Genomic DNA, 26887 nt, shown 5'->3' on the forward strand with positions numbered 1-26887 from the left:
GGTTTTCGAGACCACCTCGCAAGCCCCGCCCCGCCCCGCCCTGCCTGCCCCTCTACGTCACAGCGTCCCGTTCCACCGGACAGCTCATACAGCGCGGACCACCCCTCCCCCGCCCCAGCTCACTGCCCGGGATCTCTATCACCTCAATGCCCTGCTTGCGCAGATGCGTGTTCGTGGTCGCGTTGCGCTCGTACGCGACCACCACACCGGGCTCGACGGCGAGGACGTTGCAGCCGTCGTCCCACTGCTCGCGCTCGGCCGCGTGCACGTCCTGGGTCGCGGTCAGGACGCGGATCTCGCTCAGGCCGAGCGCGGCGGCGATCGCCCGGTGCATGTGCTCCGGCGGATGGTCGGTGACCTTCAACTCCTTGTCCCCGACGCCCGGTTCGATGGTGTACGAGCGGAGCATGCCGAGTGCGGCGTACTGGGTGAAGGTGTCGCCGTCGACCATCGTCATCACGGTGTCGAGGTGCATGAACGCACGCCGCTTGGGCATGTCGAGCGCCACGATCGTCTCGGCCGAACCGGCGGCGAAGAGTTTGTGCGCGAGCATCTCGACCGCCTGGGGCGTGGTGCGCTCGCTCATGCCGATGAGTACGGCGCCGTTGCCGATGACGAGGACGTCACCGCCCTCGATGGTGGAGGGGTAGTCCGCCTGCCCCTCCGACCAGAGGGAGAAGGTCTCGTCACGGAAGAGCGGGTGGTGCCGGTAGATCGCCTCGAAGTGCACGGTCTCCCGCTGGCGTGCCGGCCAGCGCATCGCGTTGATGGAGACGCCGTCGTAGATCCAGGCCGAGGTGTCACGGGTGAAGAGATGGTTGGGGAGCGGGCCGAGGAGGAAGTCGTCCAGGTCCATGACATGGAAGCGGACCGAGGCCGGTTCCGCGTGCGCGGCCAGGAACTCGCGCTTGGTGATGCCGCCGATGAGCAGCTCGGCCAACTCGGCGGCGGGCAGGCCCTCGAAGGCGGCCCGGAGATGGTCGGTGGCCAGCGGCCCGTACTCCTTCTCGTCGAAGACACGGTCGAGTACGAGGGTGCGGGCCGCCGGGATCGCCAGGGCCTCGACGAGCAGGTCGCCGAAGAGGTGGACGACGACGCCCCGGTCGCGCAGGACGTCGGCGAAGCCGTCGTGCTCGGCGCGCGCACGGCGCACCCACAGGACGTCGTCGAAGAGAAGGGCGTCCTTGTTGCTGGGGGTGAGCCTTTTGAGCTCTAGATCCGGCCGGTGCAGGATGACGCGGCGCAGCCGCCCGGCCTCGGAGTCGACATGGAATCCCATGCCTCCATCCTGACCACTTCGCACCCTGTTCACCCGCTGGTCGGCGGTATATGTGCGATAACCCTCCTCGCCCCTCCGCCCCATCTCGTCCCCTTGACGATAAGCGGGCGGACCGGATATCGTCCACATGACGACAAGGGGTGCGGGAGTAGCTGCGAGCAGACGCTCCCGCACCGAACGAGGGGATGGACGACAGACACATGGCCGACATCACCCGGCGCCTCGGCTGGCGCCATCTGCGCGGCACGCCCACGGCCCACATCCGCCACCACCGCTCCGGACGGCCTGCGCACGACGGCCCCGGGCTCAGCTTCTGGTTCCGTGCCCTCACCGCCACACTCTCCGAAGTCCCGGTCGACGACCGGGAGCTGGCGATGACCTTCCACGCCCGTACGTCCGACTTCCAGGACGTCGCGGTCCAGGCGACCGTCACCTACCGCGTCAGCGACCCCGCCCTGGCCGCCACCCGCCTCGACTTCTCCGTCGACCCGGACACGGGCGTCTGGCGAAGCGCGCCCCTGGAGCAGCTGGCGACGCTGCTGACGGAGACGGCCCAGCAGCACGCCCTGGACGTCCTGGCCCGTACGACACTGTCGTCCGCGCTGGTCGACGGGGTGGCGTCGGTGCGGGAACGGGTCTCGGCCGGGCTGGCCGCCGAGCCACGCCTGCCGGCCACGGGCATCGAGGTCGTGGCCGTACGAGTGGTGGCACTGCGGCCGGAGCCCGAGGTGGAGCGGGCGTTGCGGACTCCCGCCCGTGAACAGATCCAGCAGGAGGCCGACCGGGCGACGTACGAACGCCGTGCGGTGGCCGTCGAGCGCGAACGGGCCATCGCCGAGAACGAACTGGCCAGCCAGATCGAACTCGCCCGGAGGGAAGAGCAGTTGGTCGACCAGCGGGGTACGAACGCCCGCCGGGAGGCCGAGGAGTACGCGGCGGCCGACGCGGTACGGGCCCAGGCGGAGGCGGCGCGGGTGGTACGGCTGGCGGAGGCGGAGGCCGCGAGCGTGCGCGGGGTGGGCGAGGCGCGGGCCCAGGCCCAGACGGCGTGGCTGCACGCCCACGCCGACGCGGACTTGGCGATGCTGCACGCCCTGACAGGCACACGGCTCGCCGAGAACCTGCCCCGGATCGACAGCCTGACGGTGTCACCGGACGTACTGACCGGCCTGCTCGCCAGGCTGGGAGGAGCGCGGGAGTGAGCCTCGCTCCACGGGCCGTCCTGGTCCACCGCACCACGGAGTACGAGGAGTTGGTGGCCCGGCACGGCACGCACGGCCAGGCCGCCTACTTCCTGCGCTCCCGGGGACAGGACATCGAGGAGGTCACCGAACGCCACCGCCGCAACCGCCGGTCCATGGCGGAGGTGACGGCGGCAATTCCTCTGACCTGGCGTCAGACCCGGGTCGAGCGAGCCGACTTGGACCGATTCCTCTTCGCGCCCGAGGACGTGGTCGTCGTGGTCGGGCAGGACGGGCTGGTGGCGAATGTCGCCAAGTACCTGACGGGGCAGCCGGTTCTGGGCGTCGACACCGATCCCGGGCGCAATCCCGGGGTGCTGGTGCGGCACCGGCCGGGGGACATGGCGGGCCTGCTGCCCGCGGTGCTCGCCCGGGACACCGGCGTCGACGAACTCACCATGGTCGAGGCGGTCGCGGACGACACACAGCGGCTGGTCGCCCTCAACGAGATCTACCTCGGGGCACCCGGCCACCAGACGGTCCGGTACAGCCTGGGCCTCGACGACGACAGGGGTGCCGTCGAGGCCCAGGCCTCGTCCGGAGTGCTGGTGGGAACGGGAACCGGCGCCAGTGGATGGCTGCGGTCGGTGTGGCAGGAACGGGGCGGCGCCCTGTCCCTGCCCCGCCCCACCGACGACCGCCTGCTGTGGTTCGTACGGGAGGCGTGGCCTTCACCGGTCACGGGAACGTCGTTGGTGGCGGGCGAGCTGACGGCCGGGTCGGGACTTCGCCTCACGGTGGAGTCGGAGCGGTTGGTGGCGTTCGGGGACGGAATGGAGGGGGATGCGGTGCAACTGACGTGGGGACAGACGGTGCGGGTGGGGGTGTGCGGGGAGCGACTGCGGCTGGTGGGCTGACCAACCAGCCCGTCCGGCGTTTGAGGACGAGGCCGTTCACGCCGAAGGGGGGTCTGGGGGCGGAGCCCCCAGGAACAGGATGGGACGGGTAGGGGCGGCGGGGGCGAAAACCCCCCTGCCACCCCCTACAGCCGCGGATCCACCGGCTCGGACTCCAACGCCAGCACCCCGAACACCGCCTCATGCACCCGCCACAACGGCTCCCCCTCCGCCAACCGGTCCAGCGCCTCCAACCCCAGGGCGTACTCCCTGATCGCCAACGACCGCTTGTGGTTCAGGAACCGCCCCCGCAGCCGGGCAAGGTTCTCCGGCCGGGTGTACTCCGGACCGTAGATGATCCGCAGGTACTCACGCCCCCGGCACTTGATCCCGGGCTGCACCAGCCGCCCCTTCCCGTCCCGCACCACCCCGCCCAGCGGTTTGACGACCATGCCCTCACCGCCCCGCCCGGTCATCTCCAGCCACCAGTCCACGCCCGCCCGCACCGACTCCGCGTCCCCCGTCTCGACGTACAGCCGCCGAGTCGTCTGCAGCAGACCCGTACCGTCGTGTTCCACCAGCCGGTCCAGCAACGTCAGTTGCTCGTCGTGGGGCAGGCCGGCCAGGCTGCGCCCCTCCGTCGCGAGGACCTGGAAGGGCGCCAGGCGGACCCCGTCCAGCCCCTGCGTCGGCCAGCAGTAGCGCCGATAGGCGGCCGTGAACGCCGAGGCGTCCGCGGCCCGTTCACGCTGACGCGCAAGCAGGTCCCGTACATCGATACCCCGCGCCGCCGCACCCTCCAGCGCAGCCAGCGCCCCCGGGAACACCGCCCCGGACGCGGCGCCGACCGCCGCGTACTGCGACCGCAGCAACCCGGACGCCTTCAGCGACCACGGCATCAACTCGGCGTCCAGCAGCAGCCAGTCGGTGCCCAGCTCCTCCCAGAGACCCGCCCCGTCCGCCGCCACCCGTATCCGGCCGAGGATCTCCTCGGTCACCGCCGGATCGTCGACGAACGGACGCCCGGTACGCGTGTACAGCGCCCCCGTAGGGCCGTCACCGGCACCTTCTCCGCCACCGCTGCCACCGTTCACACCGAACCGCTTCCGAGCCACCTCCGCGTCACGGCACACCAGCACCACCGCCCGCGAACCCATGTGCTTCTCCTCGCACACGACCCGCTCGACCCCGTCCGCCCGGTACTGCTCGAACGCCTCCGCCGGGTGCTCCAGGTAGCCCTCGACATGGGAAGTAGCCGTCGGAGCCATCGTCGGCGGCAGATACGGCAGCAGCCTCGGGTCCACCGCGAACCGGCTCATGACCTCCAGGGCCGCCGCCGCGTTCTCCTCCCGGACGGTGATCCGGCCCGCGTGGCGCGTCTCCACCACCCGGCGGCCGTGGACGTCCGCCAGGTCCAGCGGCCGGCCGTCGTGCCCGCCCGGCGCCTCCGACCGCAGCGGCCTCACCGGCTCGTACCAGACCTGCTCCGCCGGTACGTCGACCAGTTCCCGCTCCGGCCAGCGCAGCGCGGTCAGCTTGCCGCCGAAGACGGCACCGGTGTCGAGGCAGATGGTGTTGTTCAGCCAACTGGCCTCCGGAACCGGAGTGTGACCGTAGACAACCGCCGCCCGTCCCCGGTAGTCCTCCGCCCACGGGTAGCGCACCGGCAGGCCGAACTCGTCGGTCTCCCCGGTCGTTTCGCCGTACAGCGCGTGCGAGCGCACCCGGCCCGACGTACGGCCGTGGTACTTCTCGGGCAGACCGGCATGGCAGACCACCAGCCGCCCGCCGTCCAGGACGTAGTGACTGACCAGGCTGTCGATGAACTCCCGCACCTGGGACCGGAATTCATCGCTCTCGCCATCCATCTGCTCGATGGTCTCGGCGAGTCCGTGGGTGTGCTGGACCTTGCGGCCCTTGAGGTGCCGGCCGTACTTGTTCTCGTGGTTGCCGGGTACGCACAGCGCGTTGCCCGATGCGGCCATGGACATCACCCGGCGCAGCACGCCCGGGCTGTCCGGGCCGCGGTCGACGAGGTCGCCCACGAACACGGCGGTACGGCCGCCCGGGTGCACCCCGTCCTCGTAGCCCAACTTGCCGAGCAGGGACTCCAGTTCGGCCGCGCAGCCGTGGATGTCGCCGATGATGTCGAAGGGGCCGGTGAGGTGGGTCAGGTCGTTGAAGCGCTTCTCGGTGCGGACCTCGGCGCTCTCGATCTCCTCCACACCGCGCAGGACGTGCACCTTGCGGAATCCCTCACGCTCCAAGTGGCGCAGGGAGCGGCGGAGTTCACGGATGTGACGGTGGATGACCCGGCGGGGCATGTCTGCCCGGTCGGTGCGGGAGGCGTTGCGTTCGGCGCAGACGTCGTCGGGCACGTCGAGGACGATGGCGATGGGCAGCACGTCGTACTGCCGCGCCAGCTCGATCAGCTGCTTGCGGCTGCTCTCCTGGACGCTGGTCGCGTCGACCACCGTACGGCGGCCCGCCGCGAGTCGCTTGCCGGCGATGTAGTGCAGGACGTCGAAAGCGTCCCCGCTGGCGCTCTGGTCGTTCTCGTCGTCGGCGACCAGGCCCCGGCAGAAGTCCGACGAGATGATCTCCGTCGGCTTGAAGTGACGCCGCGCGAACGTGGACTTGCCCGAACCGGACGCCCCGATCAGAACGACGAGGGAGAGGTCGGTGACGGGCAGCACGCGCCCCTTGTTCTCGACACTTGTGACGTTCTCGACGCTGCTCATGCGACCTTCGCCTCCTTCTCTTCCCTGATGTCGTTCTCGGTCTCGGTCTTCATCGTGAACACGGCCATCTGGGTCGGCGGGCCCACCTCCGGGTCGTCCGGACCGACGGGCACGAACTCCGCCTCGTAGCCGTGCCGTTCGGCCACCGCGCCCGCCCAGGAGCGGAACTCCTCCCGCGTCCACTCGAAGCGGTGGTCGCTGTGACGGCTGTGGCCGGCCGGGAGCGAGTCCCAGCGGACGTTGTACTCGACGTTCGGCGTCGTCACGAGGACCGTGCGAGGGCGGGCCGCGCCGAACACCGCGTACTCCAGAGCCGGCAGACGGGGCAGGTCGAGGTGTTCGACGACCTCGCACAGCACGGCCGCGTCGTACCCCTTGAGCCGCTTGTCCGTGTAGGCGAGCGAGCCCTGGAGCAGCTTGACGCGCGCCGCCTGCCGCTCCCCCATCCGGTCCAGCTTCAGCCGCCGCGAGGCGATGGTCAGCGCACGCATCGACACGTCCACACCGACGATCTCGGTGAACGCCGGGTCCTTGAGCAGCGCCTGCACCAACTGGCCCTGCCCGCACCCGAGATCGAGCACCCGGGCGACCCCGGCCGCCTTCAGCGCCGCGATGATCGCGTCCCGGCGCCGCACGCCGAGCGAGGTCGGCTTCTCCTCCGGCTCCGCCTCCGTCTCGTCCTCGACCGCGTTGTCGATCTCCTCGACCTCGCTGTCGTCGGCCTCGGCCAGCCGGAGCAGTTCCAGTCGTTCCATCGCCTGCCGGGTCAGCGACCAACGGCGCGACAGATAGCGGCTGGTGATCAGCTTCTGTTCCGGGTGCGCGGACAGCCAGCCCTCGCCGGCCCGCAGCAGCTTGTCGACCTCGTCGGGCGCCACCCAGTAGTGCTTGGCGTCGTCGAGGACCGGCAGCAGCACGTACAGGTGGCGCAGCGCCTCGGCGAGGGTCAGCGTCTCCGATTCGAGGACGAGACGCACATACCGCGAGTCGCCCCACTCCGGGAACTCCGTGTCCAGCGCGACCGGTTCGGCCGTCACCGACCAGCCGAGCGGCTCGAACAGGTTCCGTACCAGGTCGGCACCGCCCCGGGCCGGCAGCGCGGGCACCTCGACCCTCAACGGGCGCGCCTGGTCCGGGAGTTCGGGCTTCGCCCGGCACTGACCCTGCATCGCGCTTCTGAACACGGCGCTCAGAGCGACCGCGAGCAGCGAAGAGGCCGCGTACGGACGGTCGTTGACGTACTGCGCGAGTGCCGCGTCGGGTGCGCCACCGCGTCCCTTGCCCTTGCCGCGCCGGACCAGCGCGACCGCGTCGACCTCCAGCAGCAGCGCGGCCGTACAGCGCTCGTCGGACGCCTCGGGGTAGAGGACGTGCGCGGTGCCGTAGGAGGTGGAGAACGTCTGCGCGTTGTCGGGATGCTTGTGCAGCAGGTATCCGAGGTCGGTCGCGGGGCGTTCGGGGGTGCCGGTGGTACTGATCGTCAGGAACACGGTGGGTAGGCCTCAATGAAGGGTCTGAATTGGGGATACTTCCTGTGCGTCAAACTACAGCGAACGCCCCCGGCGTACTCGGGCATTTTTCCTCGGCACCGGCTCGGTCGACACCTCGGCGGGCCGGTGCCGGCGGCGTACGTGCGGTACGCGGGGCCGACGCCACCGATGGTGGCTCGCCTCGGCCCCGCATACCGGGGTTACGACAGCTGCGACTGCACCTGCGAGGAGATCAGCTCCAGGTGGTCCAGGTCGTCGAGGTCGAGGATCTGGAGGTAGATCCGCTGGGAGCCGGCCTCCGCGTACCGGCCGATCCTCTCCACGACCTCGGCCGGGGAACCCGCCAGTCCGTTGGCCTTGAGTTCGTCGACCTCGCGGCCGATGGCGGCGGCGCGGCGGGCCAGTTCCTGGTCGTCCTTGCCGACGCAGACCACGAGCGCGTTCGAGTACGTCAGTTCGTCCGCCTTCCGGCCCGCCTGCTCGGCCGCCGCACGCACCCGGCCGAACTGGCGCTCGGTGTCCTCGACCGACGAGAACGGCATGTTGAACTCGTCGGCGTACTGCGCGGTCAGCCGCGGGGTACGGGCCGCGCCGTGCCCGCCGATGAGCACGGGGATCTTTGCCTGCGCGGGCTTGGGGAGGGCCGGTGAGTCGGTGAGGTCGTAGTGCGTGCCGTGGTGGCTGAACGTTTCACCGGCCTTCGTCTCCCACAGGCCGGTGACGATCGCCAGCTGCTCTTCGAGGCGGGCGAACCTCTCCTGCGGGAACGGGATGCCGTACGCCTTGTGCTCCTCCTCGAACCAGCCTGCGCCCAGGCCGAGTTCGACCCGCCCGCCGGACATCTGGTCGACCTGCGCGACCTGGATCGCCAGGACGCCGGGGAGGCGGAAGGTGGCGGCCGTCATCAGGGTGCCGAGGCGGATGCGCTTGGTCTCACGGGCGAGCCCGGCAAGGGTGATCCAGGCGTCGGTGGGGCCGGGCAGGCCGTCTCCGTCGCCCATGCGGAGGTAGTGGTCGGAGCGGAAAAAAGCGTCGAACCCAAGGTCCTCGGTGGCCTTCGCCACGGCGAGCAGGGTGTCGTAGGTCGCGCCTTGCTGGGGTTCGGTGAAGATGCGAAGATCCATGCCCCCATCCTGCACTCGGACCTCGGTCAACCCCACCGGCGCCCCCTGCCCCACGCCTCCCCGGTCGGGTGAAAAACCGTCAACCGCTCGTGAGGTGCGGGTCCGTACCAGTGACCCGCCACGACGATGATCGTTGGCTCGGGCGGAGCCGGCCCGACCGGCGCCCGCGCCGGCGGCGACCGGTCGGTCAGTTCCCGTGCCGACCCGCTCGCTCCGGGGCGCACCAGCGTCGGCTCCCCCGGGAGCCAGTGGCCGAGGAGGCCGTCCGTTGTCCGAAGAAGTCGTGCCGCAGCAGGCGGGGCCCACACAGCCGAAGGGGCTGCTGCAGCAGATGGAGGAACTGATGGCCGCACTGAACGCGGATCTGTCCGCGCTCGACGCGGACCTTCAGTCGGCGGGGGTGTCGCCGGCGTCCGCGGAGGAGACTGAGGCGGGCTGAGTCCGGCCCTCCTGGGGGCTCCGCCCCCAGACCCCCGTTCGGCCTGAACGGCCTCGTCCTCAAACGCCGGACGGGCTGAGAGTCCCGGGCCGAGCTGCAAGGGTCGGCCCTCACAAGGGAGAGCGGGACGAGCAAACCGCTAACCGGCCACCCGCTCCGCTCCCCCCGCCGCCTCCCTGGCCGCCAGTTTGCGGAGCATCTCCAGGACCCGGTCGCGGGACTCGTCCGCCGCGTCGATCGATTCCATGCACTGCCAGTACGTCGTCTCGTCGTCCGCCGCGCTGGCGATGCCGACCAGGGCCATGCCCGCCTCACCGAGGAGGGCGCAGAGGCAGAGGAGGGCCTGGCGGGCGTCGCCCAGCTCGGTGAGCTGGGCCGCGCGTAAGGCGCCGGCGGCCAGGCGCGGTTCGTCCAGTACGCCGCAGCCCCGGCCCGCCAGTTCGGTCAACCCCAGTGCCTCGCCCCGCAGTTCGGGTGGCCCGTTGACTGCGAGGCGGCTGCCTATCGCCTGCGCGAGGGCCTGTGCCTGCCACACCTCCGTCAGGGTCTGAGACACACCCTCGCTGTTCGCGAGGGCACGTCTGCTCGTCAGGATGAGCCGCACCGCGTCCATGCGCTGCCCCAGTCTGTCCCCGACGCGCTGTTCGCACGTCCGCCCGAACTCCACCGTCCACTACCCAGAGTGAAGTGCTGTGGGACGAAAAGCCAGAGGAAGGCGGAAATCTGCGGACAACAAATAGGGAACGGACAGCAGATTGACTCCGTAGAGTAACTATTCCTTTGTCGGGAACCTCTGTTCGTTGCGGTCGATCTTCGCGTCGAGGGCCGTCAGCGCGTCGATCCCGAGCACCTCGCACAGTTGGAGCAGATAGGCGAGCACGTCCGCGACCTCGTCCGTCACACGGTGGGCGGTGTCCGGGTCGTCCATCACCCGTGCCGACTCCTCGGGCGTCAACCACTGGAAGATCTCGACCAGTTCGGACGCCTCCACGCTGAGCGCGGTGGCGAGGTTCTTGGGGGTGTGGAACGGCCCCCAGTTCCGCGCCGCAGCGAAGTCGGCCAGCCTGCGCTGGAGTTTCGCCACGTCCAACCGGTCGCCGCGCTCCCGGTGTTCGGGCTGTGCTTCCTGGTGCTCGGGCCGCTCGAAGCCTTCAGCGCCTTCAGCATGTTCCTGATCCGTCACGGCTCCAGGTGTACCACCGTCACCCCCTCCACCCCCTCCGCCCAGGACGCGTCGCTCACCGTGCCGAGGAGGCGGATGTGCCCCCGGTCGCACATACGGGCCGCCAGTCGCAGGAGTTGCTCGCGCTGGCGTACGTCCAGGGACCGGTCGAAGCCGTCGGCCAGGACCGTGAGTGTCTGGAGGGCGTCGGGCACCTCGCCGGGCCGGTCGACCGCCAGCACACCGGGGCCGGTCAGCAGGACCAGTGCCAGGCCCGCGTACCTCAACTCGCCGTCGCCCAGCCTGCCGAAGTGGGTGAGCGGACCGTCGCCCCGGTCGAGTACGGCGCGCACACGGCCGTCGGCGACCTCGTCGGCCCGTACGTCCGCGACCGGGCCCGTGCAGGCCTCGCGGACGGCGGCGACCAACAGCCCGTGGCGGATGGTGCATTCGGAGCGGGTGCGCCAGAGGACCTCGGCCAGGTTGTCGCAGCCCGGCAGGAGCCGCCCGCTCTCCACCGGCACCGCCGTGCGCATCCGGTCGGGCCGGGGATCACAGGCGAAGACGGACCGCAGGGCGACCACCATCTGCTCGGCGGCGGCGATGACTTGGCGCTGCCCGTCCGTGCTCCCGGCCACCCGCAGCGGCAGCAGGGCCGTACCGAGGCGGTCGTCCGGCATCGGGGCGCGGGTGACCGATGCCGAACCGGCGGTGTGCCAGGCGGCCTGGACGGTGCGCCGGCTGGGATCCCGCAGCGCCGTCTCCAGGAGGACCACCCCGCCGGCGCTCAACCGCTCGCCCACGATGCGCAGTTCGGGCTCGGCCTGGACGGCGACGTCGAGCAGTACGGGGCCTTCGGGGCCGTCCGCCGTACAGCCGATGCGGAAGCCGCGCCGGCGCTGGGCGTCGGGGCGGGCGCGTTCCGGTACGCAGGCCGCCGGGTCCGGGAAGGCCTCCCCGACGGTGGCGCCGGAGCCGAGGCGGGCCAGCGACTCGTACGCCCTGAGCGCGGTCGACTTGCCGCCGCCGCTCGGCCCGGCGAGCAGGGTGAGGCGCCCGAGCGGGAACCTGGCCCGGCGGTGCCCCGCGTAGGCGGACAGCCTCAGCTCGATGACGCTCGGCCGGTCGGGACGCGCCGCCCGCTGCGCTGCGGTGGCCGGGGTGGGCGGTAAGTCCAGAGACAGGGTCATATCCGGACCGTAGGCCTCCGCACGCGAGGCGAACCGTTCCGCCCGCCGCACGTTCCTACGAACGGGGGACGGATCTCGTGGTCAGGCCGGTCTCAGTGCCCCGGGACGCCCGCTCCCCCCATGAGTCCGCCGACCTCGGTGCCGGGCGGGGTGAGAAGGAACACGTTCCGGTCGACGCGGTGCATCCCGCTCGCGAGGCCGAAGACGACACCGGTGCTGAAGTCGAGGACCCGCTTGGCGGTGTCCGGCTCGGCGCCCGTCAGGTCGAGGAGCACCGGTATGCCCGCCATCAGGGTCTCGGCGACCTCGCGCGCGTCCGCGAAGACGTTGACGCGCAGGACGACGAAACGGCGCCTGGCCTCGGTCTCCGCCTCGGGTATCGACCGGTGGCCCACCGCGGACGGCCAGGCGTCCCGGCCTCTCAGCGGTACGACCTGGGCGAGCCCCTCCCACTGTTCGTCGGTGACATCGTGGCTGTTCATCGGCACACTCCGCCCTGGCTCGCACTGACTGTCTGCATCAGCCAATTCTTACTCATGGTCACCCGATCGGCCCAATACGACACGCTCAGCGACCTCCTGTATGAGAAATATCCGAACACCTATACGTACCTCACAGCACTGACACTCCGGCTGTGCAGCGGGCGTAACCACTCATGATCGGATCACGTGACATCGACGTAACGGGCAATTCGTACACTCGGCGGTAGCGGTCCCGGCACGGAGAAGACCAGCGAGAGACAGCGAAAGTCGGAGAAGGTCGGAGAAAGGCAGCACGTGACCACCACCCCCACGACCACGCAGGTGCGGACCGTGTGCTCGTACTGCGGGGTGGGCTGCGGAATCGTGCTGGACGTCGGGCTCGGACCCGACGGACGGCGTACGGTCTTCAAGGCGTCCGGGGACAAGGCGCACCCCGCGAACGCCGGGCGGCTGTGCACCAAGGGCGCGACCACCGCCGACATGCTCAGCGCGCCCGGCCGGCTGACCACCGCGCTGGTCCGGGACGGCCTCGACGACCGGGGCGAGGAGCTGGTGCCCGCGCCCGTCGCGGACGCCATCGCGGAGACCGCTCGGCGGCTGCGCGCGGTCGTCGACGAGCACGGGCCGGACGCCGTCGCCTTCTATGTCTCCGGGCAGATGGGCCTGGAGGCCCAGTACCTGGCGAACAAGCTGGCCAAGGGGTTCGTGGGCACGAACCAGATCGAGTCGAACTCCCGGCTGTGCATGGCGAGCGCGGGCACCGGATACAAGCTCTCGCTGGGCGCCGACGGGCCGCCCGGCTCGTACGACGACTTCGACCACGCCGACGCCTTCCTCGTCATCGGGTCGAACATGGCCGACTGCCATCCGATCCTGTATCTGCGGATGATGGACCGGATCAAGTCGGCCGGGGCGAAGCTCATCGTCGTCGACCCACGGCGTACCGCCACCGCCGCCAAGGCCGATCTGTTCCTGCAGATCAGGCCCGGGACGGATCTGGCCTTCCTCAACGGCCTGCTCCACCTCCTGCACGCCGGCGGGTACACGGACCAGGAGTTCATCGCCGCCCACACCGAGGGCTGGGAGGAGATGCCGGCCTTCCTCGCCGACTACGCGCCGGACGCCGTCGCAGCGATCACCGGCATTCCCGAGGACGACATCCGGGAAGCGGCGCGGATCATCGGGGAAGCCAGTGCGTCCGGTGAGTGGATGAGCTGCTGGACCATGGGACTCAACCAGTCCACGCACGGCACCTGGAACACGAACGCCCTGGTCAACCTGCATCTTGCCACCGGTGCGATCTGCCGTCCCGGCAGCGGGCCGTTCTCCCTCACCGGGCAGCCGAACGCGATGGGCGGCCGGGAGATGGGGTACATGGGGCCGGGGCTGCCCGGGCAGCGGTCCGTGCTGGTGGACGAGGAACGGGCGTTCGTCGAGGAGTTGTGGGAGCTGCCGGCCGGCACGCTCCGCAAGGACGGCGCCGGGCACGGCACGATCGAGATGTTCCGGCGGATGGCCGAGGGGCACATCAAGGCCTGCTGGATCATCTGCACCAACCCGGTCGCCTCGGTCGCCAACCGCCGTACGGTCATCGAGGGCCTGGAGGCCGCCGAGTTCGTCGTCACCCAGGACGTCTTCGCCGAGACCGAGACCAACGCGTACGCCGATGTCGTGCTGCCCGGCGCGATGTGGACCGAGGCGGAGGGCGTCCTCGTCAACAGCGAGCGCGGTCTCACCCTCGCCCAGGCCGCCGTCGATCCGCCCGGCGACGCCATGGCCGACTGGCGGATCATCGCGGCCGTCGCCCGCGCGATGGGGTTCGAGGGGTTCGCTTACGCATGCGCGGAGGACGTCTTCGAGGAGCTCAAGCGGGCGTGGAACCCGAAGACCGGCTGGGATCTTCGCGGGGTCACGTACGACCGGCTGCGGGAGACTCCCGTGCAGTGGCCGGCGGCCTCGGTGGACGGGCCCGCGCGCAATCCCATCCGGTACCGGGAGAAGGAGGGCGAGGGCCTGCGGTTCCCCACCGCCAGTGGGCGTGGCGTTTTCCACGCCCGGCCGTATCTGCCCGCCGCCGAACTGCCCGACGACGACTTCCCGTTCGCCCTCAACACCGGGCGCGTGCAGCATCAGTGGCACACGCTGACGAAGACGGGGAAGGTCGCCAAGCTCAACAAGCTGAACTCCGGGCCGTTCGTGGAGGTACATCCCGAGGACGCGCGGGAGTTGGGGGTCGTGGACGGCGACTCGGTCGAGGTCGCCTCGCGGCGCGGGCGGGCCGTGCTGCCGGCCGTTGTCACGGACCGGGTGCGGAGGGGGTGCGTCTTCGCCCCCTTCCACTGGAACGACCTCTTCGGTGAATACCTCAGCATCAACGCGGTGACGAGCGACGCGGTCGATCCGCTGTCCCTGCAACCGGAGTTCAAGGTGTGCGCGGTGTCCCTGGTGAAGGTGCACCGGCCCGAGGCTCAGGTGCAGCGCCCTGAAGCCCCTCCATCCGCCCTCCCTCAAGTGCCGGTCGCCGTGCCGGAGTTCGCGTTCACGCCCGCTCCCCCGCCCGTTCTCAGCTCGCAGGAACGCCAGTACCTCTCGGGTTTCCTCGCCGGAATCCCCACCGGTGCCGCGGGAATCCCCGTGCTGCCCGTCTCCGCTCCCTTCAGCGCCGAGCACGCCGACTGGGTGAACGGGATGCTCGCCGGCATGTACTCCAGGGCCGTGGAGGCCCCACCGCAGGAACGGGTCGGTGTCGGGGTCGAGGCCGGCGGGCGCGAAGTCGTCGTGCTGTGGGCCTCGCAGACCGGCAACGCCGAGGAACTCGCCGGCGCGGCGGCCGAGCGGCTGAACGCCGGCGGGCACCGGGCGAGGCTCGTGGGCATGGACGAGGCCGATGTGACCGCCCTCGCGCGCAGTGCCGATCTCCTCTTCATCACCAGTACGTTCGGCGACGGCGACGCCCCCGACAACGGCTCCGGCTTCTGGGACTCGCTCTCCGGGGAGCAGGCACCGCGGCTGGACGGTGTGCGGTACGCCGTCCTCGCGCTGGGCGACTCCTCGTACGACGACTTCTGCGGGCACGGGCGCCGGCTGGACGCACGGCTCGACGAGTTGGGGGCGGTGCGGATCACGCCCCGCACCGACTGCGAGCCCGACTTCGAGCCGTCGGCGGACGCGTGGCTCGACCAGGTCCTCGACGTGCTGGACGGCAGCGACACGAAGGAAACGAAGGGCACCACCACGGGCGCGGGGTCCGGACAGGAGCAGTGGGCGGGGAGTACGGTCGCCCCGGCCTCCGCTCCCGTTCCCTCTTCCGCAGCCCGGCCCGTCAAGCCCGCCCCCTCGCCCGCCCGGCTCGTCGGCAACCGGCTGCTCAGCCTGCCCGGCGCGACCAAGGAGGTGCGCCGGTTCACCTTCGACACCAGCGGTACGGCACTGACGTACGAAGCGGGTGACGCGCTCGGGGTGCGGCCCGTCAACTCCACGTCCCTGGTGGCGGAATGGCTGGCCGTGACCGGGCTGGACGCGTCAACCGGCGTGCAGGTGGAGGGAGTCGGTGAGTTCTCGCTCTCCGAGGCGCTGCACCGGCAGCTCGACATCACCCGGATCACGCCCGACCTGTTGCGTTTCGTCTCCGAACGGGCCCGGGACAACCGTGAGTTGAAGAAGCTGATGCGGTCCGACAACAAGGACGGGCTGGCCCGCTGGTCGTGGGGTCGCCAAGCCGTCGACGTGGTCGCCGAGTACGGGGTGCGGGCGTCCCCTCAGGAGTGGGTGTCGGTTCTGCGGCGGATGCAGCCCCGGCTGTACTCCATATCGTCGAGCCCGCTCGTCGACCCGGCGCGGGTGTCGCTGACGGTGTCCGTGGTGAGGTACGAGAACCTGCACGGCCGGCCGCGCGGCGGGGTCTGCTCACCCTTCCTGGCCGACGCCGGGCCGGACACGGCGGTGCCCGTCTTCGTGCAGCGCTCGCCGTACTTCAGGCCCCCCGCGGACGCCTCGACGCCGATGGTGATGGTCGGGCCGGGGACCGGGGTGGCGCCGTTCGTGGGGTTCCTGGAGGAGCGGCGGGCGCTCGGGCACGCGGCGCCGAACTGGCTGTTCTTCGGCGAGCAGCACCGCGCCACCGACTTCTACTACGAGGACGAGCTGGCCGGCCTGGTCGCCGAGGGCACACTGACCCGCCTGGACACCGCGTTCTCCCGTGACCAGCGCAACAAGGTCTATGTCCAGGACCGGATGCGCGAGCACGGACCCGAGCTGTGGCACTGGCTGCAGGAGGGTGCCCACTTCTACGTCTGCGGCGACGCATCCCGTATGGCCAAGGACGTGGACCGGGCACTGCGGGACATCGCGGTGGCGCACGGCGGTCTGAGTGAGGACGAGGCGGGTCTGTACGTGAAGCAGCTCACGGCGGCGAAGCGCTATGTACGAGACGTGTACTGAATGAATGACTGACTGATCCATTGAAGGACGCGAGGCCGCATGAATCGCCATAAATAACTACTGACGGACATTCTTACCGGCCTCACACCGGACCTTTCACCTCCACCCACGTGCGGCACACCGGGCACGATTACGTTCCGATGTCGTGCACTTGGCAGAAACAACGCCGACCGTCACGGCGAAGACCGGCACCCCGCGATCCCGGGTCCCGGAGGCGGACGCCCCCGCGCAGTGGCATCGCGTCCTGACGCTGCTCGCGACCGTCAGCCTGTTCATCGGTACGCGCGCGGTGTGGACGCAGGCCGCCGGTCACCGGCCCGTCGTCGCCGCCGTCATCTCGCTCTGCTATCTGTCGATCCTGGCCGGCGGAGTACTGGCGCTGACCGTCCGCCGGACGCTTTCGCTCGCCCGACTGGACCTGTCCGTCCTGGTCACGGCCGTGACACTGACCCTGTGCACGTTCGCCCTGAACCACGCCGGCGGCGACGAGGGCGTCCTCACCGCGCAGGCCGCCCGCGAACTGGTCGCCGGGCACCCGGTGTACGGGCAGCCCTGGCCGTGGCTCTTCCAGCACAACCCCGACGTCGCCCTCACTCCGACGATGAGCGGCGGCTACGACCTCACGTACGGCTACCCGCCCCTGGCCCTGCTGCTGACCGCGCCGCTGCTGTGGCTCGGGCACGGCGCGCTCGCGGCGACCGCGGTGACGACCGGGGCGCTGCTCGTCGGCGCGGTGACGCTGTGGCGGCTGCTGCCGGTGCCGTGGCGGTCGGCGGCGACCATGGCGTGCCTGGGCTTCGGCTTCCTGCCGAGTTACGCGCGGCTCGGCTACCCGGCGATCCTCGGGCTCGCGCTGCTCATCCCGGTGGTGGTGCGGTGGCCGCGGCTCGGTGCGGGCGGGCGGCTGGGGTGGGGCGGCCTCGCGCGGGCGGCCTGTCTGGGCGCGGCCTGCGCGGCGCAGCAACTGCCGTGGTTCCTCGTTCCGTTCCTGCTGGCCGGGATCTACGCCGTGCGCCGGGGCGAGCTGGGCGCCCGGCCCGCCGCCGGGGTGGTGCTGCGGATCGCCGGTACGGCGGTCACCGTATGGCTGCTGATCAACACGTACTTCGTCGTGAGCGAGCCGCGCACCTGGGCGGCCGGGGTCGCGCTGCCGCTGACGCAGAACGCGACGATCCACGGACAGGGCCTGGTGGGCATCGCGCTGTACTACACCTCCGGCAGCGACCGGCTGGCCTGGTACAGCCACGCGAGCATGCTGCTGACGGGGGCCCTGCTGGCGCTGCTCGTCCTGTTCGTGCGGCGGCTCGGTCCGGCGGCGACGGTGCTGCCGTGGTGCGCCTTCTTCCTGGCGACGCGTTCACAGGACGGCTACTACCTGTTGATGACCCCACTGTGGCTGGCCGCCGCGGTGACCGCGCCTGCCGCGTCCTTCGCCGGTGCGTGGCAGCCCCGGCCGCGCTTCCTTTCGGGTCCGCGCGGGCGTCCGGCGCTGGTCGCGGCGGCCGTACTGCTCCTCGTACCGGCGCTGGCGAGTGCCGCCGTGGCGGCGACGGGCTCGCCGCCGCTGCGGATGCGGGTGACGAGGGTGCTCGCGGTCCGGCCGGGCGCCGTGTCGGAACTGACCCTCAGGGTCACGAACGTGGACGACAGCGCCCTCGCCCCCCATTTCACCCTCACCACCGGCCAGGGCATGAGCCGCTGGTGGAAGGTGGTCCAGGGCCCGGCCACGCTGCCCGCCCGCGCGAGCGCCGTCTACCGGCTCCAGCCGCCCGGACCGGTGTTCCAGGTGCCCCGGCGCCCGGGTACGCGGATCCGGCTGCGCGTCTTCACGGCGTCGCCGGACACCTTGTCGAGCATGGACGTCAGGCTGCCGGGCGAGCGGTCGTAGAGCCCCGCCGCACTCCCCTCAGGCGGCGGGGGTGCGGGTGAAGCGGAGGGTGGCCGTGACCGTCGTCAGGCCGCGGATCATGCCCAGCTGGTTCCAGCCCAGGCCGAACTGGTCCCGGTCCACGGTGAACTCCGTGTCCAGGGTGAGCGCGTCGGCGCCGGCGTCGGTGAGACGCGCGGTGAGGGTCGTGGGGCGGCTGATGCCGCGCACGGTCAGCTGACCGTTGACGTCGACGGTGCCGCCGTCGCGCAGTTCGGCGCCACGCACCGCGAAGGTGATCTCGGGGTGGTTCTCGGCGTCGAAGAACTCGGCTCCGTGCAGGTGCTTGTCACGCTTGGCGTGCTTGGTGTCCAGGGAGGCGGCGTCCAGAGTCAGGGTGCCCGTGGCGGAGCCGTCGGGGAGGACCTCGCCACCGCCGCCGGTGATGGCGAAGGTGCCCTTCACGTTGACCAGGCCCCACATCGTCTTGTGCCCGATGGCGACGGTGGACGCCGTCCGGTCGAGCTGCCACAGGCCGGTTTCCACGGCAACGGTCATGAGCTGTCTCCTGACAGGAACGAGGGTCGTGCGAGTTGTGCGGGTCGCGCCGGTCACGTGACCGGCCCCAGTCATCCAAATTTGGACGACGGGGCGACAACGCCACGCTAGTCCGTTATCCAAATATGAACAACCCCTCGTGCAAAATTGGACAACCGGTAGAATCGACGGCATGGCCGCCCCTCCCGAACCCTCCGCAGAGCCGACCCGATGTCCCGCCGCGCAGGAGGGCGGGCTGCTCCCGGCCGAGCTACGGGGCTGGATGGTCCTGCTGGCCGCGACCGGGGCGATCGAGCAGCGGCTCGGGCCCGTCCTCAAGGACACGCTCGGGGTCTCCCACGACGAGTTCCTGGTGCTGTGCCTGCTCGCGGACCGGCCCGACGGTGGGCTGCGGATGACCCGGATCGCGGAGCTGCTCGGCCGCCCCAAGACCCGGCTCACCTATCAGATCGCCTGCCTCTCGCACGCCGGCCTGGTCACCCGCCGCTCCGTGTGCGGTGACAAGCGGGGCGTCGAGGTGGCCCTCACCGACAAGGGCCGCCGCCTGTTCACGGAGGCCTCGCCGACGCTCGCCGGCACCGTCGCGTCGGGGCTCGCGGAGATCGGCCCCGAGGAGCGCGAGACGATGTGCGGGCTGCTGCCCGAGGAGGCGGACGCGGGCGGGGATAAGCGGTGAGTCCCAGTCCCCTGTCGCGCCCCCCTCGTCAGGCGGCCAGAACGGCCAACGGGCGCTCCTTCGCGGCCTCGGACGCGGACTCCGGTACCTCCGCCGCCGCCTGGCTCTCGGCCTCCGTGAGCAGGTCCACGAGGGTCGCGCGGGCCCGGGCCACGCGTGAACGCACCGTCCCCACCGGGCAGTCGCTGACCTCGGCCGCCTCCGCGTAGGGCAGCCCCATCAGTTGCGTGAGGACGAACGCCTCACGCCGCTCGTCGGGCAGCGCGGCCAGCAGGTCGAGGAGCGCGACCCCGTCGTCGAAGCCGGGCAGCCCGCGCGGCTGGGCCAGTTCGACGGTCAGCCGCCAGTCCTCGCAGTCGTACAGCCGGGGCCGGGCGGCGGCGTGCCGGAAACTGTCGATCACCGCGCGCCGCGCGATGGCCATCAGCCAGGAGCGGGCCGAGGAGCGCCCCTCGAAACGGTGCAGGCTGCCGAGCGCCCGCAGGAACGTGTCCTGGGCGAGGTCGTCGGCGGCCTGCGGATCGGCACAGAGATGGGCGACGTAGCGCACCACATCGCGGTGCAGGGCTCCGACGAAGCGTTCGACGGCGACCGGATCGCCACCACGGGCGGCGAGCGCCCAGGCGGTTATCGACTCGTCGACCGAGACGGCCGGGGAGGCCGTGAGGGTCGGGGCGGTCGGGAGAGTCGGGGCGGGGAGTACAGGAGTGATCACCTGGTGTCCTTCTCGGATCATCCGGAATCCGGCAGGGCGGCCCACGCGATGCGAGGCAGCGCGGGGCGAGGGCGGCGGGATGCGCGCGAGGTCGGCGCACACCGCTACCGGCAGAGGGAGGACGGCCGTCCGCGTAGGTGGTACGGCCGAGGCCCGGGGCTCCTGCGGCGGCCGGCGCGGAGTGCGTCGGCGCCACCTGGAGCGGCTCCGGGGAACCAGCTGTCTCAGACGACAGCGATCCCCGTCGGCGGGCCCCGAGAAGTGATCGCGTGGACGAGCGGGAGCAGCCGCGGCGCCCGGTCCGAGCCGCTGCGCCGCAGGTGTGGACGGGGCCGGTCCGGCGTCGCGGGCAGCGCGAGCACCAGCCGCAGCGGAGCGGCCAGCCGACCGGCCACCGCCCGCAGGATGCGGAACGCGGCCCGCTCGCCGTACGCGAGCCACAGACCGCACAGCAGTGCGGCGAGCGTGTGGGCGGCGAGCATGCCGTACGAGGACGACAGGACGTCCATGCCGTGGCCGCCGTGGGCCAGGTGTCCCACGCGCGCACCCATGTCCATGCCCATAGCCATGCTGGTGCTGGTGTGGGCCATGTCCATGGAGTCCATCGCCATGTCGGCGGAACCGGTGCCCGCACCCGTGCCCGTGCTCCGGGTGAGCGAGAACGCCGAGTGGAGCGCGCCCTGGGCGACGACCACCACTCCCACGACCAGCGGGAGTCCGCGCTCGCGGCCGGTCAGGCACCAGCCCGCGCCGCCCGTGACCAGGGCCCCGGCGGCCAGCGTCCACCAGGCGACGGTGGAGCCGGACATCAGCACGTGACCGAGGGCGGCGAGCAGCACGCAGACGGCCGCGAACACCGCGGCCCGTAGCGTGCGCGCACCCCACCCGGCAGTCATGACGGCCCTCATCCTCCCATCCGGGCTCGCACGTCACTGGTAGGTACGCAAAGTACCGATCAACCGTTCGGCGGAGTACCCCCGGCCGGTCGTCGACGTTCCCCCGGACACCCGGCGGACACTCCACCCGACCTGCGAGTTCCCGGTCCGGAGGCGTGACGCGGAACGCCTCTCCGTCGAACTCCGGCCCCCACACTCAGATCGAACCCACAGTTCCTGTCACCGCGTAGCCGCCATGGACGGCCTGCCGACGGCACTCCCGGGCACATTTTGAACGCGTTCAAATATCTGCGCTACTCTCACACCACCACGTTCCAAGCCCTAGGGGGAGCCGTGAAGGTAGTCATACCCGGAGGAACCGGTCAGGTGGGTGGGATCCTGAACCGCGCGCTCAGCGCCGCGGGTCACGAGGTCACCGTCCTGACCCGACGGCCGGCACACGACCGGGAGATCGGCTGGGACGGCGAGACCCTGGGCCCCTGGACCGAGGCGGTCGACGGCAGCGACGTCGTGATCAACCTGGCGGGCCGCAGCGTCAGTTGCCGCTACACGCCCGCCAACCTGCGGGCCATGATGGACTCGCGCGTGCACTCCGCCCGGGTCGTCGGCGAGGCGATCGCGGGCGCCGCGCGGCCTCCCCTGCTCTGGCTCCAGATGAGCACCGCCACCGTGTACGCCCACCGCTTCGACGCCCCGAACGACGAGGCGACCGGTGTCATCGGCGGCTCCGAACCCGGCGTGCCGGACTACTGGGCCTACAGCGTCGACATCGCCAAGGCGTGGGAGGCGGCCCAGGAGCAGGCGGCGACCCCCGCCACGCGCAAGGTCGCCCTGCGGACGGCCATGGTGATGAGCCCGGACCGCGGCGGTGTCCTCGACGTCCTGCTGCGGCTGGCCCGGCTCGGCCTCGGCGGCCCGGTCGCGGGCGGCGCGCAGTACGTGTCCTGGATCCACGACCACGACTTCGTACGCGCCGTCGAGTTCCTGGCCGACCGGGACGACCTCACCGGACCGGTGAACCTCGCCGCTCCCCATCCCGTCCCGCAGCGTGCGTTCATGCACGCGCTGCGCACCGCGTCGGGCGTTCCGGTGGGCCTGCCCGCGACGCGGTGGATGGCGGAGCTGGGCGCGTTCGCGCTTCGCTCGGACACCGAACTCCTGCTGAAGAGCCGCCGGGTCGTCCCCGGCCGACTCCTCGACGCGGGCTTCACCTTCGACCACGCCGAGTGGCCGGAGGCCGCCACCGACCTCGTACGCCGGGTGCGCGACAGAGCCAGGACGGGCACCGGAACCCGGGCCCGGCTGTAGACGACGGGAGCGGCGGACGGGCGGTGACGGGCCGTCCGGTCGCACGGCACGGCCGCCGCGACGATGAGGGCGAACCGGAGACGGACGCCGGCCGGGCTCAGACGGCAACCGAGCGGTCGGGGCACTGGGCGGAACGGTCGCCACCACCCGGTCACCGACCTCGGCCGAGTCGGACCGCACCGACCTGCGTCCCGACTTGGCCCCGACCGCCGACCGGGTGACCGGGTGACCGAGGAGCGGACCACCACCCTCGCGTCCCCGCCCCCGACGCAGCTGTTTACAACGCCCGTCCGCGCACTGACAGCGGGCAGCAGACAGCGGGCCCGCCAAGGAGTCGCCGTGGAGTCGCGCAGGTGACCCCTGGTGCGTGGGCCGTCGAGGGTGGGAGGGAAGCTGGTCTCGACCAACTCTCCCTGGAGGTACGTGAGATGACGAGCCGTCTGCCGCGCCGTGCGGTGCTGGGCGGGATGATCGGCGGTGTGGCGCTGGCCGTGGCCGGCACGGGGGCCGGATCCGCACTGGCCGCAGGACGCACACCGGGCGCCGGCGGACAGGCAGTCGGCCCGGAGCCGTATGTGCCGGTGGCCGTGGGCGCCGGGGGCGGGCCCGCCGGGTCGGACCGGGTGCATGTCCTCAAGGTCGGCCCCGACACGGCGGCCACGGTCCTCGTGCTGGTGCCCGGCATGTTCGGGGCGGCCAACGACTTCCGGCTGCTGGCCCGTGACCTGGTCGCGGCCGTGCCAGGGTTGCAGGTGTGGGCCCTCGACCGGCGGGAGGAGAACCTCGCCGACCGGACGGGATTCACGGGCCCCGACCCCCTCACCCACTACCTCGACGGCCACTACCGCACCCAGGACCCGGCCGTCTCCCCCTTCGCCGCGCACTGGGGCCTGCCCCTGACGCTCAACGATCTCCGGGCCGTCGTCCGGTCGGCGGGGCGCGGTGGCCGACGCGTGGTGCTCGGCGGTCACTCCTGGGGAGCGACGACCGCGATGGCGTACGCGGCCTGGGACTTCGACGGCTGCCCCGGCTACCGGGACGTCGCGGGGCTCGTGGTCGTCGACGGCGGTGTGCTCGGGGCGTTCGACGGGACGGGCGAGCCGGTCCTCGACTCGCCGGACGAGGTACGGGAGCGGCTGGCGGCCATCGACGCCGGGGCGGTCTTCGACCTGACCCTGAGCGGCGTGGGTCTTGGCAGCCGCGCGGAGAGCACCCAGATCTGGTACCAGCTCGCCGGCCACTACGCGCTCCACGACCCCGACAGCGTCTCCGTCCTCCAGCCCCGCCTGCCCGACGCCCTGCGCCTGCCGTACACCGTCACCAACGCGGGCCTGCTGGGCTTCTTCGTGGACGCGGGCTTCGGCTGGCCGAACTCCATCACCGTGCACTCCGGACACCTCGCCGACAGCGGGGACGTACGCGGCTGGGTCGACGCCGGCATCACCCCGATGAGCCGGGTCGCGGCGGCGTACGCCGGTCCGGTGCCGGCCGTCTGGGAGTGGTACTGGCCCGCCCGGCTCTCCGTCGGCCTCGACGTCACGGACGCCTACACCGACTCGGCGCTCACCCGCTCACTGGGCCTGCGCCTGCTCCACGCCGACCGTCTCGACGTCCCCCCTGTACGCCTTCGGGACGAGCTACGCCAAGGGCACGATCGAGGAGGCGGCGCGCAGGGTGGTGGCCGGTTCCCGTATCCCGTACGCCGCATACGAGACCGACACCGGCATGAACCACCTCGACCCGCTTTTCGCGGCCCCGGCCCACAACACCCTGACGCGGACACTCGCGGAGTTCCTGAGGGGAGCGGCGGCCCGCTGAGGCAGGAAACCCGCCCGGCCGGTTCCTCGCGGGGAACCGGAGGCGGGGTGCCTGGCGATACGCCGGTCGCGATGATCCGGAGCTCCGGGCGGGGAGCCACTGGGTCCCTGCCGTCCTGAACACGTCACTGCGGGCGGTACCACTCGCTCGCCGAGGCATCCAGGGCCACGACGGAGCGGCCCGATCCCCCCTGCGCCAACCGGGCGACTCCCGCCACCGCCGCCGAGACGGCTCGGACGGTCGTCCGATGCAGCGCGAGTCCGCTGCGACGACCGTCCGCGGCCAGGAAGTCCTCCAGGATCTCTTCGCGGGCCCGGTTGTTCAGACTGTCCGATGCCACAGCCGATCCCTCCGCCCCCGATCGCATCGTCATACGGGTGACGGCCTCGCCTCCGACAAGCTCACGGTTTCGGTAGATCACGACCTGGAAGGGACTCGACCCGTCGAGCAGCCCGTCCTGGTAGGAGTGCACCTGAATCGCCATGAGCGGTCCCACATGGATCGTCACCCGCTCGTGCCGGATGCGCCCGTTTCCCTTGTACGTGTCCTCGGGCAGTTCCAGCCAGGACCGCCCCGAGAAGGACGACTGCAGGAGCGAGAGAACCGCCGTCGTCAAAACGTCCGAGCCGTTCATGAGCCGTGCCAGCACGACCACGTCGGTCTCCCCCCATGGCTGAACGGGCAGCGAAGCCGGCCGAGGAAGACCGCTGTGGCGTTGCCACCGATCCCTGCCGAAAAGCCGCTCGTAGGAGGCCTCGGTCAGTTGCGCGTCGACACGGTGTGCGTCCACCGCGAAAACGTCAAGACCGAGCCGATCCGGCGGGCGCCCGATATTCTCGTTCACCTCGGTCAACCAGCAGAACAGATCGATAAAATGATAGCCGGAGTGCAACAGCTTGCCGTAGCCGTATTTGTAGGGATGACCCTCACGCGAGACGAATTCCCAGGGCATGTTCCATGTGCCGTCGGAGTGATGAATATCCATGTACGTGATGGGAATGCCGAACTCGCTGACGATGTCGCCGAGGATTTCCTTCACCAGTCGGTAGGCCGGGTGGACCCGTCGTTGCGCCTGGACGACGACGGTCACTCCCTTTTCCTCTGCCAGCGCGGTCAGATGGTGGTGATCTGCCACGAGACCCAGCGCTTCGTCCGGCCCGTCCGTCCGCAGATCCCGTGCCGTCACCGGCTTTTCCAACAACACGTGCATTCCTTGCCGGACCGCCCACTCGACATAGGTTCGGTGCGCTCGGGGCTCGGTCGCGACAATGCATCCCCAGGCAGGATTTCCGCGCAGCGCATCCTCCTTTTCCAGAACAGTCGCCAGGGACTCGGAATCCAGACCGTCGTCCACCAGAACGACACGCCTCGGCTGAACGGAACGCGCCGCCAGGTATTTCTCCACGACGCGTCGCTGGGATTCGAGGTCGATGACCATGTCTATGGTGAGCCGCCCGGCCGACTGGTATCGTTCGAGAAGGGGATAGTACAGCTTCCGGGCATATGGACCGAGCCCCGCCAGGACTATTCGCGGGACGTCCGCACCAGGCATGAGCAATTATCCCTTCAGTGGAATTCGACCACGAAACGACATGACGCAGGGAGGGGAACAATCCATGGATCGCGCTTCCGATCGATCCCCCACGGGGAAATCCCGAGAGCAACTGGTCGTATCGCCGATCACAGGGCACTTCGGTGCGGACGTCTCCGGGGTGCGCCTGGACGGCCCATTGACCCCGATCACGCTCACCGCTCTCCGGCTGGCCCTGCGGCGCCACCGTGTCCTCTTCTTCCGGCGGCAGTCCCTGACGCACGGACAACAGACCGATTTCGCCCGTCAGTTCGGCCCGCTCGCTCCGGCCCACCCATGGCAGGAGCCAGTACCCGGACACCCGTTCGTGCACGGCCTGGTCACCGGTGGCCGGCAGCCCACGAACGACGAGGAACACCACCGCGCCCGCTGGCGCACCCCCGACTACCTCTCCGGCTGGCACGCCGACATCACCGCCGCCGTCGACCCGCCGTCCTTCGGCATTCTGCGGGCCGAAGAGGTGCCGTCCCGAGGCGGCGACACGACCTGGGCCGACCTGGTCACCGCCTACGAGCAGTTGTCCGGGCCGTTGCGGCGGTTTCTGGACGAACTGACGGCCGAACACCGCTACCTGGTGGGATACGTGTCCTTCGGCGTCACCGACAGCGCTTCGCGGACAGCGGCGGCTGCAGGGCTCGTCGCACATCACCCCGTCGTGCGAGTGCTGCCGGAGAGCGGCATGCGCGCCCTCTTCGTGAACCCGGCGTTCACCAGTCACATCAACGAGCTGTCGCCGCCGGAGAGCCGACGGATCCTCGATCTGGTGTTCACCCACATGACCCGGCCGGAGTTCACCGTCCGGCACCACTGGGACACGGGTGACGTGGCGATCTGGGACAACCGGGCCACCGCGCACATCGCCCCGGAGGATCACGAGCACTTGGGTGAGGCACGCACGATGTACCGCGTCTTCGTGGCCGGCTCCCCCGCGCTCGGCCCCGCCGGCCGGACCTCGACCGCCGTCTCCGGGGCACGCTACCAAGCGGCGGACCAGTCGGCGGACGGCTGAAACCCACCGGACCAGCAAGGATGCG

21 protein-coding genes are annotated in these 26887 nt (G+C 70.9%); 9 read left to right on the forward strand and 12 right to left on the reverse strand.

Annotation, left to right across the window (positions count from 1 at the left end):
* Positions 1 to 52 precede the first annotated feature (52 nt).
* Positions 53 to 1279 carry an arginine deiminase gene (locus ACW4TU_RS09980; RefSeq protein WP_457426727.1) on the reverse strand — a complete coding sequence of 409 codons (1227 nt, stop codon included), beginning with the start codon at positions 1277 to 1279 and terminating at the stop codon, positions 53 to 55.
* A gap of 200 nt (positions 1280 to 1479) precedes the next feature.
* On the opposite strand from ACW4TU_RS09980, the gene ACW4TU_RS09985 reads away from it, so the two are divergent.
* Both ACW4TU_RS09985 and ACW4TU_RS09990 read left to right on the forward strand, forming a co-directional pair.
* Entirely contained in the window at positions 1480 to 2481 is a 1002-nt protein-coding gene (locus tag ACW4TU_RS09985) for an SPFH domain-containing protein (protein ID WP_457426729.1), read from the forward strand.
* Positions 2478 to 3377, forward strand: a complete 900-nt coding sequence (locus tag ACW4TU_RS09990) for an NAD(+)/NADH kinase (RefSeq protein WP_457426731.1) — start codon at positions 2478 to 2480, stop codon at positions 3375 to 3377. Before ACW4TU_RS09985 ends, ACW4TU_RS09990 begins: the two co-directional genes overlap by 4 nt.
* A 125-nt stretch (positions 3378 to 3502) precedes the next feature.
* On the opposite strand, the gene ACW4TU_RS09995 is transcribed toward ACW4TU_RS09990, so the two are convergent.
* The 3 genes from ACW4TU_RS09995 to ACW4TU_RS10005 form a co-directional block, all read right to left on the reverse strand.
* Positions 3503 to 6097: a polynucleotide kinase-phosphatase gene (locus tag ACW4TU_RS09995; protein ID WP_457426733.1), complete on the reverse strand. Its 2595-nt coding sequence runs from the start codon at positions 6095 to 6097 to the stop codon at positions 3503 to 3505.
* Complete coding sequence (locus ACW4TU_RS10000) at positions 6094 to 7587, reverse strand: 3' terminal RNA ribose 2'-O-methyltransferase Hen1 (protein WP_457426735.1); 1494 nt, start codon at positions 7585 to 7587, stop codon at positions 6094 to 6096. The genes ACW4TU_RS09995 and ACW4TU_RS10000 overlap by 4 nt, the downstream gene beginning before the upstream one ends.
* A gap of 200 nt (positions 7588 to 7787) precedes the next feature.
* Positions 7788 to 8711, reverse strand: coding sequence for an LLM class F420-dependent oxidoreductase (locus ACW4TU_RS10005; protein WP_457426737.1), 924 nt, complete (start codon positions 8709 to 8711; stop codon positions 7788 to 7790).
* A gap of 268 nt (positions 8712 to 8979) precedes the next feature.
* Here ACW4TU_RS10005 and ACW4TU_RS10010 point away from each other — a divergent pair, with 268 nt between their 5' ends.
* Positions 8980 to 9150, forward strand: a complete 171-nt coding sequence (locus ACW4TU_RS10010; protein WP_457426738.1) for a hypothetical protein — start codon at positions 8980 to 8982, stop codon at positions 9148 to 9150.
* Between the two features lie 139 nt (positions 9151 to 9289).
* Here the strand turns inward: ACW4TU_RS10010 and ACW4TU_RS10015 are convergent, their stop codons facing one another.
* The 4 genes from ACW4TU_RS10015 to ACW4TU_RS10030 all read right to left on the reverse strand — a co-directional run bounded on the left by ACW4TU_RS10015 (position 9290) and on the right by ACW4TU_RS10030 (position 11984).
* The gene (locus tag ACW4TU_RS10015) at positions 9290 to 9763 is read right to left on the reverse strand and encodes a DUF6099 family protein (protein WP_457426740.1); all 474 of its coding nucleotides are present in this window, start codon (positions 9761 to 9763) and stop codon (positions 9290 to 9292) included.
* Between the two features lie 159 nt (positions 9764 to 9922).
* The gene (locus ACW4TU_RS10020) at positions 9923 to 10240 is read right to left on the reverse strand and encodes a nucleotide pyrophosphohydrolase (protein WP_457430011.1); all 318 of its coding nucleotides are present in this window, start codon (positions 10238 to 10240) and stop codon (positions 9923 to 9925) included.
* A gap of 89 nt (positions 10241 to 10329) precedes the next feature.
* Positions 10330 to 11502 carry an ATP-binding protein gene (locus tag ACW4TU_RS10025; RefSeq protein ID WP_457426742.1) on the reverse strand — a complete coding sequence of 391 codons (1173 nt, stop codon included), beginning with the start codon at positions 11500 to 11502 and terminating at the stop codon, positions 10330 to 10332.
* Positions 11503 to 11594: 92 nt separating this feature from the next.
* Positions 11595 to 11984, reverse strand: a complete 390-nt coding sequence (locus ACW4TU_RS10030) for a cell division protein SepF (RefSeq protein WP_457426744.1) — start codon at positions 11982 to 11984, stop codon at positions 11595 to 11597.
* 294 nt (positions 11985 to 12278) lie between these two features.
* Here ACW4TU_RS10030 and ACW4TU_RS10035 point away from each other — a divergent pair, with 294 nt between their 5' ends.
* Positions 12279 to 16424, forward strand: a complete 4146-nt coding sequence (locus ACW4TU_RS10035; RefSeq protein ID WP_457426746.1) for a bifunctional nitrate reductase/sulfite reductase flavoprotein subunit alpha — start codon at positions 12279 to 12281, stop codon at positions 16422 to 16424.
* Between the two features lie 145 nt (positions 16425 to 16569).
* Positions 16570 to 18312, forward strand: a complete 1743-nt coding sequence (locus ACW4TU_RS10040; protein ID WP_457426748.1) for a hypothetical protein — start codon at positions 16570 to 16572, stop codon at positions 18310 to 18312.
* A gap of 18 nt (positions 18313 to 18330) precedes the next feature.
* Here the strand turns inward: ACW4TU_RS10040 and ACW4TU_RS10045 are convergent, their stop codons facing one another.
* The gene (locus tag ACW4TU_RS10045) at positions 18331 to 18849 is read right to left on the reverse strand and encodes a YceI family protein (RefSeq protein ID WP_457426750.1); all 519 of its coding nucleotides are present in this window, start codon (positions 18847 to 18849) and stop codon (positions 18331 to 18333) included.
* 172 nt (positions 18850 to 19021) lie between these two features.
* Here ACW4TU_RS10045 and ACW4TU_RS10050 point away from each other — a divergent pair, with 172 nt between their 5' ends.
* Positions 19022 to 19525 carry a MarR family winged helix-turn-helix transcriptional regulator gene (locus ACW4TU_RS10050; RefSeq protein ID WP_457426752.1) on the forward strand — a complete coding sequence of 168 codons (504 nt, stop codon included), beginning with the start codon at positions 19022 to 19024 and terminating at the stop codon, positions 19523 to 19525.
* A gap of 28 nt (positions 19526 to 19553) precedes the next feature.
* Here the strand turns inward: ACW4TU_RS10050 and ACW4TU_RS10055 are convergent, their stop codons facing one another.
* Positions 19554 to 20240, reverse strand: coding sequence for a sigma-70 family RNA polymerase sigma factor (locus tag ACW4TU_RS10055; protein WP_457426754.1), 687 nt, complete (start codon positions 20238 to 20240; stop codon positions 19554 to 19556).
* 224 nt (positions 20241 to 20464) lie between these two features.
* Positions 20465 to 21136 carry a hypothetical protein gene (locus ACW4TU_RS10060; protein WP_457426756.1) on the reverse strand — a complete coding sequence of 224 codons (672 nt, stop codon included), beginning with the start codon at positions 21134 to 21136 and terminating at the stop codon, positions 20465 to 20467.
* Positions 21137 to 21469: 333 nt separating this feature from the next.
* On the opposite strand from ACW4TU_RS10060, the gene ACW4TU_RS10065 reads away from it, so the two are divergent.
* Together ACW4TU_RS10065 and ACW4TU_RS10070 are read left to right on the forward strand one after the other, a co-directional pair.
* Complete coding sequence (locus tag ACW4TU_RS10065; RefSeq protein WP_457426758.1) at positions 21470 to 22444, forward strand: TIGR01777 family oxidoreductase; 975 nt, start codon at positions 21470 to 21472, stop codon at positions 22442 to 22444.
* A gap of 428 nt (positions 22445 to 22872) precedes the next feature.
* On the forward strand, positions 22873 to 24381 hold the full coding sequence (locus ACW4TU_RS10070) for an alpha/beta hydrolase (RefSeq protein ID WP_457426760.1): 1509 nt from the start codon (positions 22873 to 22875) through the stop codon (positions 24379 to 24381).
* A gap of 5 nt (positions 24382 to 24386) precedes the next feature.
* Here ACW4TU_RS10070 and ACW4TU_RS10075 read toward each other — a convergent pair whose 3' ends face one another.
* Positions 24387 to 25700: a Gfo/Idh/MocA family oxidoreductase gene (locus ACW4TU_RS10075; RefSeq protein ID WP_457426762.1), complete on the reverse strand. Its 1314-nt coding sequence runs from the start codon at positions 25698 to 25700 to the stop codon at positions 24387 to 24389.
* A gap of 178 nt (positions 25701 to 25878) precedes the next feature.
* Between ACW4TU_RS10075 and ACW4TU_RS10080 the strand changes: the two genes are divergently transcribed.
* Positions 25879 to 26862 carry a TauD/TfdA dioxygenase family protein gene (locus ACW4TU_RS10080; protein WP_457426764.1) on the forward strand — a complete coding sequence of 328 codons (984 nt, stop codon included), beginning with the start codon at positions 25879 to 25881 and terminating at the stop codon, positions 26860 to 26862.
* Positions 26863 to 26887 lie beyond the last annotated feature (25 nt).

Source organism: Streptomyces kryoterrae, assembly GCF_054072135.1.